The sequence below is a fragment of the Nocardiopsis quinghaiensis genome (assembly GCF_008638365.1).
GTDB classification, from domain to species: domain Bacteria; phylum Actinomycetota; class Actinomycetes; order Streptosporangiales; family Streptosporangiaceae; genus Nocardiopsis; species Nocardiopsis quinghaiensis.
Window position 1 is genome coordinate 1 of the sequence record NZ_VWVU01000046.1, and the last position, 13925, is coordinate 13925.

Consider the following 13925-nt stretch of genomic DNA (forward strand, 5'->3'; position numbering starts at 1 on the left):
GAGACCTGCGGGGGCCATCCCCTCCGGAAGGCACTGGTGTAGGTGTCCCCGGTCAGCACGATGCTGGCGTGGCCCAGCATCGCCTCCAACCCGTGCTCAGAGATCGAGGGCGACGACTGCTCGGTTCGTGAGAGTGACGGGAGGCGGTCCCGGTACATGCCACAGCCTCCAGCAGACCCGGTACAAAACAACCGACGCCCTGAGAGCGACCGCCCGCGACCAGGGGAGTCTGCAGAGGGCGGTATTCCACTCCGACCACGGGTCGGTCTACACCTCCAAGGCCTACGGGCAGGTGTGCGCCGAGCTCGAGGTGATCCAGTCGATGGGGGGCGATCGGGTCGAGCGCGGACAACGCCGCAGCGGAGAGCTTCAACGCGGCACTCAAGCGTGGGACCCTCGCCGGAGAAACCGTGTACGCGGACGAGGCGACGTTACGGCGCACGGTGTTCCGGTGGGTTCACCGCTACAACAACCCGGCGTCGTCACTGGCGGTGCGGAAACGTGGCTCCGAACGACTCCGAGGTATCTCAGACGTCTATGCTGGCATCCGCGACGTAATCAACCACCCCCCGTGTCTAAGATCTGGGTTAAGCTCCGTCAAACGCGGCGCCGGTCTTTGGTTCGGAGGCACGTCTTGACGACACATGCTCTTTCGCTGTGGTCTGATGACCCGGCCCAGATCGATCTGCTCCCATTCGATGCCGTGGCCCAAACGGTCGCCGACGCGCTGTTGGACGAGGCGCTTGATCCAGTTGCTCTCGGTCTGTCTGGCAGTTGGGGGAGCGGTAAGACCACGGTGCTCGGCCTGGTTGCTCAGGAGCTTGTTCGGCGCACGACGCCCGAGGATAAGATTCTGGTCGTCCAGACCGACCCGTGGCGCTATGACCCGGCTACCGGGGCCAAAGAGAGCCTCATCGCGGAGGTGCTGGCGGCGCTTGGCACTGAGATCAACTGGTCCGAGACCAAGACGGAGAAGGCAAAGAGCCTCCTCATCCGGCTGAGTAAGCGCATCGACTGGGCCAAGGCGATCAAGCTGGCGGCCACGTCGTCTCTGACCCTGCAAATCCCTGACTTCGACAAGCTCGTCGAGCTGGTAAAGCCCAGGGAGGGCGACGAAGAGTCGGTGCGCGGGCTGGAGGCCTTCCGCGACGAGTTCGCGGAACTCATCGACTCCGACGACCTGAAGCACATACGCGCGGTGGTCGTGCTGGTCGACGATCTGGACCGCTGCCTGCCAGAGACGGTCGTCGAGAGCCTGGAAGCGATGCGCCTCTTCTTGGCCGTGCCAAAAATGTCGTTCGTCATCGCGGCCGACGAGGAGCGGGTCGCTGACGCCATTCGGACTCGCTTTGCGGCGACTGGACGGCCCGAAGAGAGCGACGTGGATCAGCAGGACCCGGCCACGCTCTACCTGCATAAGATCGTACAGACGACCATTCCGCTGCCGGCCCTCAGTCACTTCGACACGCAGGCCTACCTGTTGCTGCTGCAGCTTCAAGGCACTGCCGGGGCGGAGCAGCTCACCGCTCTTATTGACCGGTGCGCACAGGTCCGCCGAAGCGGCGGGACGGTTGACGACATCGGCGTAATCAACGGTCTCGCGATGGAGGAGGAACTGGCCTTTGCTTCCCGGCTGACACCGCTGCTGTACGAGAAGCTGCACGGCAACCCGCGCTACATCAAACGGTTCCTTAATGATCTAGGCGTGCGTCAGTCCGTAGCTTCACGCCGGGGCATCACCCTGGATCCGAGCGTCGTGGCGAAGCTCATGACCCTCGAAGCCCTGATGAAGCCAGAGTTCAAGATCCTTCTTGGCTGGTTCGCAAAGGGAGAGATGCGGGATCAGCTAGCCCGCCTTGAGGATGAAGCCGGGCGACCTGCGGCTACAGACACAGCGCCCGACCCTGATCAACCCGCGGATGCTGACGGTGTTGGTGACAGTGAATCCGCTGTCCGACCTCGACGAGATGGTCAGCGTGTGCCTGAACCGCCCGTGATGGCAACGACGTCGGGACAGTACTCGCAGGCCATGGTGCGCTGGGCCAAGCTGGCACCACCGCTCCGGGGGTTGGACCTCTCGCCGTACTTGACGCTGGCCGCCAGCTTCGCCGGCGTGACGCTGATCGATGAGAGCCTTCCCGAACGACTCCGCGACATCGCTGCCAATCTGATGTCCGAGTCCACGCGCGAACGCGCTTCGGTGACCGACGAGGAGTTGGAGAAGCTGGAAGCGGGCGACGCTGCCGACCTATTGCGCCATATTGGACGGACACTGCGCGACCAGCCTGCCAAGCAGAAGGCCGGCGTGAATGCCATCTTCCGAATCCTGCGCCGCCAACCCGGAGTGGTGTCCGACGCGTGTGATGCCCTGCTGATGCTGCCACCGAGTGACATCACGCTTGCCACGCCGCTGCAGTTCAGGCGCGACGATCCAGCGGAGATCCGCAGCGTTCTGACAGCCTGGAAGGAGAGGCTTTCAGAGGGGCCGGCCAAACGTGCAGTCGAGAGTGCACTCACCCCGCAAGGAGACGCCTGATGGGAACCAGTGGCGCCTACTCTGGGAGCGGCGGCAAGGACGGCAAAGCGATCCGGGACACCATTGGCGACTACCTGGACGGCCTGTCCGGAGCTGGCGGCGACGGGAAGCCGGACGGCGAGCGGCCACCACTCGATCCGAACCACCTTCGACGTGTCATTAACCTGATTCGCCCGCGCTCATCGGGAGGTGGTGGCGGTGACGGTCCTGGTGGCGGAGGTGCAGGCGCCTCGGGTGCCGGGGATGCGGGCGGCAGGAGTGGCGGCGGGCCGCGACGGTCGGCTGCTACTTCGGCTCGCACTGCCGGGCGGGCGGCAGCGGCTGCCTACGCCTATCGCACAGGCGACGCCGCAACCCTTGAACGTCTGGGGCTTGATTACAGCGAACTCCGCGGGCTTGGTGACGAGTTTGAGGTGCTTCGCCGCATCGTCGACATGGCTTGTACGGCTCCGGACAGCACGATCGAGGATCACGAGCAGCGCCGGGTCGCCGCCGAGGTGGCAGAGTGGGTGATGGAGCAGGAACGGGGTGGCTACCGGTTGTCTCCAGAAGAGATGGTCCGTCAAACCATCGCCGTCATCATCGCCGAGACCTTGTTGGTTGAGTCGGGTGGTCTGGTCAACAACCACGATCTGGCCGCCGTTGCGGAGAGCGATATCCGTGACGCCGCGGAAGCGATCGCCACTCAGGCCAATTTGTCGGTCGACGGCGCGACCGAGGATGAAGTCAGCCGCGCCGTCGAGGCGGGCCTAGAGACCATCCGTGGCATCGTCGGAGGTGGCAGCTGATGTCCCGGTTCACGTTGCGCCTGAGTGCAACCGACGATATTCCGGAAGATGAGGCCGCCTCATCCTTTTATTGGCTGCCGGACCAGCGGTCGACATTCACCAGAGGCTTCAGCCCCAGCCTGGCCACACTCGGCCCGGTTCCGCCCCTGAACGTTGATGTGGTTCGGGTTGCGCTGACCGCCTTTGCTGCCGACCGCTCTGTGCTGCGCGAAGGCCGTGGGGCGAACTGGAATCAGCGCCCGCTCGATCTTGAGATCCCGGTTTCCGACGCGGCATCCTGGAACGGCTTGGCCGATGAACTTGCGGGTGTACTTGGGTTCCTCAGCGGCGACCGCTGGAGTTTGTCGTTCACGCAGCAGCCGGAACCGGCTGAGGCCCAAGCGCCCAACGAAATGGGCGTCACGCCTCGGCGGGTTATCCTTCTCAGCGGCGGTGCCGACTCGGCGATCGGCGGGCTGTACTCCCGCTCGCTGCTTACCGCGGACCAGCATCACATCCTGCTGTCGCACTACAACAACACGATGTTGGCACCCATCCAGCGACATATCGCTGCCGAACTCGAGCGACTCATCCCTGGCCCGAGCCAGGAACATATAGTCGTGCACCTGGGACGCCGCGGTGAGCGCATCGACGGCACGTCGTATCCATCCGAGTCAACCACCCGATCGCGTTCCCTGCTCTTCCTGGCTCTCGGCCTGGCGGTCGCCTCCATCCACCAAGTGCCGTTGTGGATACCCGAGAACGGCTTTGCCTCGATCAATCCGCCGCTGGGCCCCGAACGCCTCGGCAGCCTGTCGACGCGCACCACGCATCCCAAGTTCCTGCAGGATCTAGCGGCTGTGCTTACCAAAGTCGGTGCCCACGCGGTTATCGAGAACCCCTTCGGGCATATCACCAAGGGCGAGATGTACAGGCAGGTCGTGAACCTGGTCGGCGCAGACGAAGCCTCCTCGTTTCTGAGTGCCACCCACTCGTGCGCGCTGACTGGCCAGCGAGCCCACGGCATTTCAGCCGACCGGCCCTGTGGCATCTGTTTCGGGTGCGTGCTGCGGCGGGCATCCTTCGTCGCCTCCGGGATCTCCGACTTCAGCGATTACATCGCGCCAAGCAGCGATCCTGCCGTGCAGAAGTGGCTGGACGGCAAGTCGGTCGAGCAGCCTGTTCGCAACTTCATCCGCCGGGGTGTGAGGACGCGGGACCTCACCACGCTGAGCCTTCCGGACGACTACCCGTTGCGCGATGTGTTTGACCTTTGCCAGCGTGGGATCCAAGAGCTACGGAGCCTCTATCAATGAGACGCCTGCCGCCGATCGACATGCACGCCCACATTGAGCCGGACATCTCGCCTGGCGATCTGTTGGAGCTTGGTTCGCTCATCTTCGCTGCGACTCGTTCGCTCGATGAAGCCGAGCGTGTACTCAAACGATCTGACCCGTGGACGATCTGGGGGGTGGGCTGCCACCCGGGCCTCGTCCGCGTGCAGAATGCCTTCGACGCAGCTCGATTTTCCGAGCTGATCGCCCGAACGCCGTACGTCAGTGAGGTTGGCCTGGATGGCAAGTCCCGCGTGCCCCTGGACACGCAGCGGGCGACCCTGGATGCCGTTTTGGCTACGTTGCAACAGAATCCCCGACTCACAAGTATCCACAGCTTCGCCGCCACCAATGTCACCTTGGAGTGCCTGACGGCCCGACCGATCCACGGCGCAGTGCTCCACTGGTGGCTTGGCAACGAAACGCAGACCAAGCGGGCGGTCGAGCTTGGCTGCTACTTCTCGGTCAACGCTTCGATGCTGCGGAAGCCCGAGCTGCTGGCGAGCCTGCCGCTCGACCGGGTCCTCCCTGAGACCGACCATCCGTTCGGTGACAGGTCCAGTGGCCAGGGTCACCGCCCCGGCAAGGTAGATGATGTTGAACGTGCTCTTGCCCAGCTTCATGTGCTCGACCCTGAGGGGGTCCGCAGAGAGACGTGGCGCAACTTCGCACAGCTTGTTCGCTCGACCAAATGTGGCACCCTACTGCCCCGACCCGTTCGAGTCGAGCTCGCAGCTGCACCGTAGGACGACTTGGGGTCACGCTGGGTAGCGTCTTCTAATCCGATGGTCGCAGACTCGAATCCTGGCGGGTGCCACAAAACTCTAGGTCACATGGGTCTCTTCGCCTCACCTCAAGCGAGCCCGTGAACTGATGGGGCCAGGTCTCCCACCCACACCTCGTCCATGCCCGTGCTGACAGGTTCTGTCAGAGCCCCACGGCGTCAGTCAAAAAGATCAACCAGTTGTCCCCGTGCCGCAAGCAACGGCACACGCCTACTGGGTACCTGCTCCCAGTTCAACGGTGGCACACCCCTCATGAGTGACAGAAGGCAACTCCGCCACATACCAGAGCCTTCATCACACCCGGGCGAAAAACTGAGAAAACCCAAGTCCGGAGCAGGATTAAAGGGTTATTGTGTCAACTGTGCGAGATGAAAGCTGGGCTCCTGCTGTCACGGTTGACGAAGGCCTCAGCCGCAGAGCAAAGGCATTGGCATGCACCGCCCCATTGCACGATCTCGACGCCCGCAAGGGCATGATCGAGTGGGCCGAAGCTAAGACCTATCTGATGGCGGAGATCGCTCTATATACCATCGACCAGGTCGCGATCACTATGGACTTCGACACGGGCGCTGGCCACCAGCAGATCATGGACCGGGTCCAGCAGTTCGTCGCACGACAGGCACCGCATCGCCCCTCCAAGGAACATGCTCGGGTCACAGCCTGGGTATTGGAGAGCCTGATCAACCTCGGGGACGTAGACCGCGCGTTTCGCCGCCCGTACGGAGCAGTGGACCCCGACGGTGTCTATCGCGTGCGCACCTTCGACTTCAAGCTCATTGAAGAGCGCAGGGACTCCACAGGCAAGTTATACCTGCGTGCCTCGCACGAGGCGCTGAACGTCCTGGTTGGTGCCTTAGACACCGACGTAGAGTCCGCCCAGATCGCCGCGGAAGTGAAACTCGACAACCTGATTAGGCGAGGTCGGCTGGCAGACGCCAAGCGGGTCGCCGAGCAAGCACAGCTCCTTACGATCCAGTATGGGGACATGATCCGCGTCCAATTGGATGCCACCAAGCGCAACGTGCAGGCGGTGGACTGGCGAGAGAAGGTACCGGAACTACTCGACAACGCGCTCGCCCACGTCGAGGAACGGGTCAAGGCCGAACGAGCGATCGCGAAGTACATAGCTGAGGCACGCGACGAGGCGGAAGATCCCGTACGCAAGAGCCACGCGGCAGAACTCGTCGACATCGTCGAGGACTGCGTACGACGCCACATCAAGCTCCACACCCGCCTCATCGGGGCCCGGGACCTCTTCCGAGAGCAACAGGATCGCCAGCAGTTCTCCGGCACTCTCCAGCGTCAGACCCTCGACCCGTACGGTCACCTCCTCATACCCACTCTTGATCTACCGGTCGCTGACGTGTCCAGACTGACCAACCGCTACTTCACAGAGTCCTCCGGCCCGGTTGTCCAGGATGTTCCGGACCTAGCCGCCCTCGTCCCCTTGCTGCTACGCCCGACCCCAGAGCGCACACGGTTCGCGGAAGAAGTCCTTGATCCCAACCTGGAGACAGTGGAAGAGCAGAAGCGCTTCACTGACCTCCAGTGGGAGCAAGCCAACGCGATCCTCGACCTATCTGACGAAGTGCGCACACTCTCTGGCCTCCTGGACGAGGCGGCAGCTCTAGACCCCAAGCTTCCTGAACTCGTAGCACTCCTGGCATTGCAAGCGTACGGTCCGCAAACCGGAACAGCTCTGCGCCGGAGCGACCATCAGGTCCTGTTGGCCGTGCACGCCAACGCCAGCCTGGACAGCCAGGGATTCAAGGGAGATGACTTGCTCCTCACCACGGCACGGCTCTTGAATCTGTCCACAGCTGAACACCAGGCACAGTCCACGAAGCACACCGGAGACGACCGATGAGCAGGGAACTCGGCACCTACAGCGAGCACGACGCAGAGGAGGCTGCGCAGCTTGTCGGATACGGCCTTCGGCCCAGGTTGCGTCCGCACCGGGACACCGACTACGCGGACCTCATCCGCCGGTACAACGAAGAACCGGCGTTCGAGCAACTGGTGAGGAAGAGTGCGGCAGGCCTCGGACTGCGCGTCATCGGAATCACCCAGCGAGCCGGTGCCGTCTTCGGGACTCTGCCGGGCTCAGTGTTCGAAACCAAACTCGATCACTACGCGAGACAGGCACGCCAGACCCATCAGCGAGAGGCAGAGCGGGTGCTGCACGGTATCGCCCACCTGGCCATCGCTGCTTGCTGTTTCCCACGGCCTGAGGACCTCGCAGACGACGGTTATGTCGGCCAAGCCACGGTTTCAACGGTGGACAATCTGGTACGTCACGCTTGCCGGGAACTGTCCGCACGTGTGGATGAATCGGAGGAGAACAGCGACCCCATGGCTGACGCTCCCGAACTGGAACGTGCTTGGCGCGTGTACCTGCGCAGACCCGAGGCCAACTCGACCAGCGATGGCCGTGCCGCTCCGCCATCCACCGAAGCCATCGTGGGCAAGGCCCTCCGCTACCTGGTCGACCAGGGCATGCTGACCGAGGCCGAGGACGAGGAACTCTCAGTGAAGGTTTACCGCACAACCGGCCGCTACCAACTGCAGGTCCGTGAACTGGCAGCCGTCGAGGCGTACGACGAGTTGCTACGGCTCGGTGTCCCTGCAGGACCGGCTGCCACCGGTGTCATCCGGTTTTCTGATTCCGGCATGCTGTACTGACGGGCCCGGGTGGAAGACATGATGAACTATGAGCTGTCCCGGGTCCGTCTGTGCTCCGTTGGCCCGGCAGGCGCACGATTCCAGGATGTGACCCTGGACCTCAGCAGTGTCGGCCGTCCAGTCGTCCGAGAGCAAACGGAACTGTTCGATTCCGTGACGCAGACACTACGCCCGTCACCAGCCAGCGTGCTTTTCCTGGAGAACGGCGGCGGCAAGTCCGTGCTCCTCAAGCTGATTTTCTCGGTGCTGCTCCCGGGGCGAAACCTGACGAAGGGGGCTGATGACCCCCGCCTTCTCGACAACTATGTGTTGGCCAAGGACGTCTCGCATGTTGTCCTCGAATGGACGCACGCAGTGAACGGCCGGACACTTGTCACCGGCAAGGCAATGTCCTGGAAGAACCAGACGGTCTCCAAAGTCGCCGACAACCTCCAAGAGGGGTGGTACCACTTCCACCCCACCGAGACGCTAGCTCTGGACACCCTCCCGATCATTGACAGCGGCCGTTATCTGTCCTTCGACGCTTACCGCAAAGAACTGCTCGAACTCAAGGACGAGGATCCTCGTCTGGGGCTCGACTGGCCGAAGTCCCAGAGCGGCTGGACAGAGCGTCTAGCAAAGATCGGCATTGACCCTGAGCTCTTCCGATACCAGCGGGTGATGAACAAGGGAGAAGGCGAGGCGGTACGAGCTTTTGATCTCGAATCGGACGCGGGCTTCGTCGATTTCCTACTCAAAGCCGTGATCAAGCAGGACAGCCTGACAGAGTTGGCCGAGCTGGTCTCCCAGCACCTAGACAAGCTCGCCCGGCGGCAGGGTCTCTTGCTGGAGCAGGAATTCGTGGAACACACAGTTGAACTTCACGGACCACTGATCGATGTGTCACGCGCGGAAATCGATGCTCGAAAGCAAGCTCAGCAGGTCGAGGAAAGCCTGGTGAAATTCGCTGGGCGGATCAATCGTCGGATCCACAACGACAACATTGATCTGGAGCAGCTGAAGCAGAAGACCACCCGTCTCGCACAGCAGCGGGACGGCGCTACGCATCTGGCCAAGCGATGGAGCGCGACCGTAGCCGAACAGAGACGCAGACTTGCCGCGATGCGTCTGGATGAGGCCAGAGCTCGTGTCACACGTGCGTCCGCCGAGCGGGACGATGCCAACGCCCTGGCGGCAGGGTGGCATGCGACTGCCATCGTACTGCGGCACCAGGAGAAGACCGACGAGGCGACACAGCTACGTGAACTGGTCAATGTCAGCGAAGAACGTGCGCGCCCGGCCCTTGAAGCACGGGATAGGGCTGCTAGAGCATTCGCCGCCGGGCTTTCGGCCCTCGCACGCAAAGCTGATGCCCGAGCGCGCGATGAGGAGAAGACGGCTCGACGACATGACGAGGCCGAGGTGAAGGTACGCGGCGATCGAGAGAGGGCACTCAAGGCTGCGACTGAGGCACAGGGCGAGTGGCAAATCCTCATGCAGCGTATAGAGGCGGTCCAGTCCGATGCCCAGCAGGCCGTGGACGACGGGCTGGCAGCCGATACGGAAGCGCTGCCTCAGGCTGCTCAGGAAGCACAACACACCCTAGAAGCCGTGCGGAAAAGAATCGACGCGTTGACAGAAGAGGAGGGCACGCTCGACGAGGAACACACCGAGGCCCGGGGGCTCCTGGACGAGGCGAAGGAGAACGAGGGGAAGGCACGTCGTTATGGTGAACGCCTTCAGGACAAGCTGGAACAAGCCATGGTTCCCAAGGCTGCACTGGAATCCGAACCACGACTGACCGCGCTCCTCGACGGCGAACGAGTCGACCTCGAAAGGGATGCGCACGTCTTGATCGAGCGTCTTGCCGGGGCGATCGCTGAGGCCGAACGGGAACACGTCACGTCGCGGATCGAAGAAGCCCGCGACGAACAGGCCCAGCTGGCTCTGGACGACGGACGGCTGCTGCCGCCGCCGGTCGTCGTGACCGAAGCGTGCCAAGTGTTGCAAGACCAAGGAATCGACGCCTGGCCTGGCTGGGAACATCTTGCGGACTACCCACAGCGGAAGCGCGAGGAGTTCCTGGCCAGAACGCCCCACCTCGTCAGCGGCGTTCTGCTGAACTCCGACGATGATGTGAGCAAGGCCCGTGAAATTCTCGCCGCGCTGACACCTCATCCCACCGCTTATGTGGCTGTGGGCACCAGTGAGGCGCTCGAATCGGCACGGACGGGACAGCCGGACGGTGTTGCGTTTACTCTTCCCTTCCATCCCGCTCTGTACGACCCTGAGGCAGCCGACGCAGAACACAAAGCTATCGAGGAAAGGTGCTCCCAACGCATGCAGCTCCTCGCCGATGTCTCGGACTCCAAACGCAGAGATGAGGAACTCAGGCACCGAGTCACCACATGGCGGAAGAGCTACCTGCCCGGTGCCCTGGCCGCTCTGCACGAAACAGCCGCCGTGGCTGCCGAGGATCTCGTCGCTGCAGAGAAGAACACAGTCGAGCGACAGCGCGGTGTCACAGAACTGGTCAAACGGCAGACGCAGAATCGAACAACACAACGCACGACTGCGGACGAGCGAGATTGCTTGGTCGCAGTGAGCGGCAGACTCGACAACATCGCTCAACAACTAGCCCAGATTCCGGAATGGTCGGGCCTGGCCCATGCTGCCGAGGTGCGACAAAACCAGCAGAACGAAGAGGCCGCGCAGGCCTCAGTCGCAGCGGACGAACACCGCCGCCTGGCGAAAGAACACAGAAACACAGCCGGTGAGCAACTCCGGATCAAGGAAGACGCGCTCAAGGAACGGGTGTCACTGCCCGGCGCGCAGGATGTCCCTGACAACGCGGATGCTCCGTGCGAGCCCATTGCTGTGCTGCGCAACACCTACAAGACCGCATCCGACAACTACGAGAAGGCCGATGTGCCGGACGAGTTGCGCCGAAGCCTCACCCAGGCAGAGGTAGAGGAAACAGCGGCCAGCGCTGAGTACTCCGAGCTGGACGACGCTCCTCGTGACCTTGCCCACCGGCTCCTGCTGACCCCCGAGGCCTCCGATCCGTCCACTCGCGCGCAAGCACTACGGCGTGCAATCCGTACGCAGAAGGCGGCTGAAGAGGCAGTTGGGAAGGCCCAACTCGCCCAAGGACAGCGTGAGAACGCTCTGAAGGAACGCGCGAGCGAATTCCAGGCGTTCATCTCGGAGAACATGACTCCCATGCCTCTGGAACAGCAACCCTCCGACATCACCGCATGTCAGGAAGTGGTCGAGGAAGTCCGGTCGAAGCAGTCGGCCGCCGCGGACGCGGAGGCTTCGGTGGCTGCCCTGCACACAACAGCCGTCTTGAAATGGGAGACGGCGAAGGACGCTGCCAAGGAGTTCACCATCCTGGCGGAAACCCTCGCGACTTTCGCTCCCAAGGAAATCGCCGACGAGCCGTTCGCGGATGACGCCGCTGCGGCACGCCGCGAGCACCGCCGACTCGACCACGCCAAGAACACAGCCCGGGACGATCTGGCCAAGCACGAGCGGAACTTGCGCAAGGCGATCGACAGGCTGAAGAAGCACGCGGGCGCCGACAAGTACGACTCCTTGAACATCCCCGTCCGCCGCCAGATCCTGACCCTCCCACCCGAAGAGCTGACCGCCCAGGCAGCCGGCTGGGATATCCCTCTCACTTCGCGGCTGCGGAGCCTCACAGACGATCTGAACCAGATCAGTCGACACCGGCAAGTGATCATCAGCCATCTCAAGGGCGAGGTCGACAAGGCTCTGGCCATGCTGCGGTCGGCACAGCGACTGTCTGCACTACCGCGTTCCCTCGCCGAATGGGCCGGACAGGAGTTCATCCAGTTCAACTTCGACAGGCTCAGCGACGAACTGCTCACGGCCCACCTCGGACAGGTCGTCGAAGAGGCCGCCGCTGGCATCACCAGCGACGGGCGCAAGACGCGGCGCGACGGTTTCTCCCTGCTGCTGCGCGGGGTGCACACAGCCGTCCCCAAGGGGTTCCGGGTGTACATACTCAAGCCTGACAAGGTCCTGCGAACGGAGCGCGTACGGGTGTCTAAGGTGAAGCAGATCTTCTCCGGCGGTCAGGAGCTCACCGCCGCCATCCTCCTGTACTGCACCATGGCGGCCTTGCGAGCCAACACCAAGGGCCGAAAGCGCGACCGCCACGCAGGCGTCCTATTCCTCGACAACCCCATCGGACGGGCCAACGCCGACTACCTGCTCGACCTGCAACGATCGGTGGCGGAGGCGCTCGGCGTCCAACTCGTCTACACTACGGGGCTCTTCGACGAGAACGCGCTGGGGCAGTTTCCCCTGATCATCCGGCTACGCAACGACGCCGACCTGAGGGCCGCGCGCAAGTACTTGATCGTGGACGAACTGATCCGCAACTACCTCGACGGCCTGCCTCCCACGGACGGCACTGGACGTCTGTCCGCAGCTAGGGTCTTCACCCGCGATGTGGAAGCGGCCGGAGAATGACGCAGGAGACACCGACGGCCACGACAGCACTGCCCCGACGGGAACGTGAACTCCTCGCACTCCTGCGCCAGTGGGCCAAGGACAACAAGCGCAAAGCCGGTAGCAAGACGCAGATCCCGCTGGAGGCCGTGCTGAAGGCTTTCCGGAACGTCCGCAACCGCAACCCCGAAGGAGAGTTCGAGCCTGCCGTACTCGACGGCTGTCTGAACGTCCTCGAACGGCGTGGTCTGATCAAGGCCTTCTCAGAGAGGACTCCCGAGACGGTGTCCCTGCCGGTCAAGATCTGGCTCCTGCCCGAGGACCGGCCTGTCCGTGTCGAGGGACCGATGCCACGTTGGCATCACGAACTGAGCTGGCTCGCCCAGGAATGGCAGCGGGCCACCCCAAAGCAGCGGGCCGCATACACCGCCATCAACCTTTGGCGCAAGAGCGACCCGGACCTGTTCGTTGTGCCGATCCGTGAGCGTGCCTTGGAGATCTTCGGCACTTTCGGCTCCGAGACCGACTTCCCGATGCCCGAGAAGACCTTCGACGAGCTGAAGTCTGGGCCGCTCTTCTCCGATCCGGAGCGGCTCGATGAGGTCATCCGAACCCTTCGGCCACCGCCACCGCTGCTCACGGAGACCTTCTCCTCGGAGGAAGCGGATGACCGGTACCGTCGAGTCGGAACCGGTGACGTTCTGCTCGTCGTCGAGAACTCGACCACCTGGTGGTCCCTCGTCGAGTGCCTTCCCGAACAGCACCGCCTTGGATACGTCGCCTGGGGCCTGGGCGCCACCTTCCGAGCCTCAGTCCGGGCCATCACCGCAGAACACCGCATCTCGGAGATCCGCTATTTCGGCGATTTGGACCTCAGCGGCGTACGCATCCCACTGAAGGCCTCCCACACGGCATCACAACTCGGTCTGCCCGCCGTACAGCCCACCGAAATGCTGTACGCAGCACTATTGAGCCTGGGGCGGCCCCGTAACGCAAAGGAGGCTTCGGCCAATGCGGCGGAGGCTGCACAACTTGCGAACTGGCTTCCCGCGCAGCACCGGACGGACACCGTGAACCTTCTCATGGAGGGCAGACGGCTCGCTCAGGAGTGGGTCGGATACCGCTACCTGAAACGAAACACGGACTGGTACTCGGACATTCGCTGACCAGTTTGGCCCTTTCGGCCTGCGTCCTGCCTGAGGGGCACCTCAGTTCGGAGCGCTCAGGTTTGTTTGGGGTGGCTGGTTCTGGACACCCTCGGCCGGATCAAGGCCGTCAGAGAGGTGTAGGCCTGGTTCATGGTCCAGGCCCACGGGTCGCGCAGCAGGAACCGGCCTCGCTTTGAGGGAACGAGATTTGAGGG

General features: G+C 63.1%; 8 protein-coding genes. All 8 read left to right on the forward strand.

What is annotated here, in order from left to right:
* Positions 1-634: 634 nt before the first annotated feature.
* The 8 genes from FYX01_RS25465 (at position 635) to FYX01_RS25500 (ending at position 13728) form a co-directional block, all read left to right on the forward strand.
* Positions 635-2536 carry a KAP family P-loop NTPase fold protein gene (locus FYX01_RS25465; protein ID WP_223830648.1) on the forward strand — a complete coding sequence of 634 codons (1902 nt, stop codon included), beginning with the start codon at positions 635-637 and terminating at the stop codon, positions 2534-2536.
* Positions 2536-3324 (forward strand): hypothetical protein, encoded by a 789-nt coding sequence (locus tag FYX01_RS25470; protein WP_150246250.1) that lies wholly within the window; start codon positions 2536-2538, stop codon positions 3322-3324. The genes FYX01_RS25465 and FYX01_RS25470 overlap by 1 nt, the downstream gene beginning before the upstream one ends.
* Complete coding sequence (locus FYX01_RS25475) at positions 3324-4619, forward strand: adenine nucleotide alpha hydrolase family protein (RefSeq protein ID WP_150246253.1); 1296 nt, start codon at positions 3324-3326, stop codon at positions 4617-4619. The genes FYX01_RS25470 and FYX01_RS25475 overlap by 1 nt, the downstream gene beginning before the upstream one ends.
* A complete protein-coding gene (locus FYX01_RS25480; RefSeq protein ID WP_150246256.1) occupies positions 4616-5383 on the forward strand; it encodes a TatD family hydrolase in 768 nt (255 codons plus the stop codon). Before FYX01_RS25475 ends, FYX01_RS25480 begins: the two co-directional genes overlap by 4 nt.
* Before the next feature lie 484 nt (positions 5384-5867).
* Positions 5868-7289 carry a hypothetical protein gene (locus FYX01_RS25485; protein WP_223830649.1) on the forward strand — a complete coding sequence of 474 codons (1422 nt, stop codon included), beginning with the start codon at positions 5868-5870 and terminating at the stop codon, positions 7287-7289.
* Complete coding sequence (locus tag FYX01_RS25490; RefSeq protein ID WP_150246262.1) at positions 7286-8104, forward strand: hypothetical protein; 819 nt, start codon at positions 7286-7288, stop codon at positions 8102-8104. Before FYX01_RS25485 ends, FYX01_RS25490 begins: the two co-directional genes overlap by 4 nt.
* A gap of 18 nt (positions 8105-8122) precedes the next feature.
* Positions 8123-12583 carry a coiled-coil domain-containing protein gene (locus FYX01_RS25495; protein ID WP_150246267.1) on the forward strand — a complete coding sequence of 1487 codons (4461 nt, stop codon included), beginning with the start codon at positions 8123-8125 and terminating at the stop codon, positions 12581-12583.
* Positions 12580-13728: a Wadjet anti-phage system protein JetD domain-containing protein gene (locus FYX01_RS25500; protein ID WP_223830650.1), complete on the forward strand. Its 1149-nt coding sequence runs from the start codon at positions 12580-12582 to the stop codon at positions 13726-13728. The genes FYX01_RS25495 and FYX01_RS25500 overlap by 4 nt, the downstream gene beginning before the upstream one ends.
* Positions 13729-13925 lie beyond the last annotated feature (197 nt).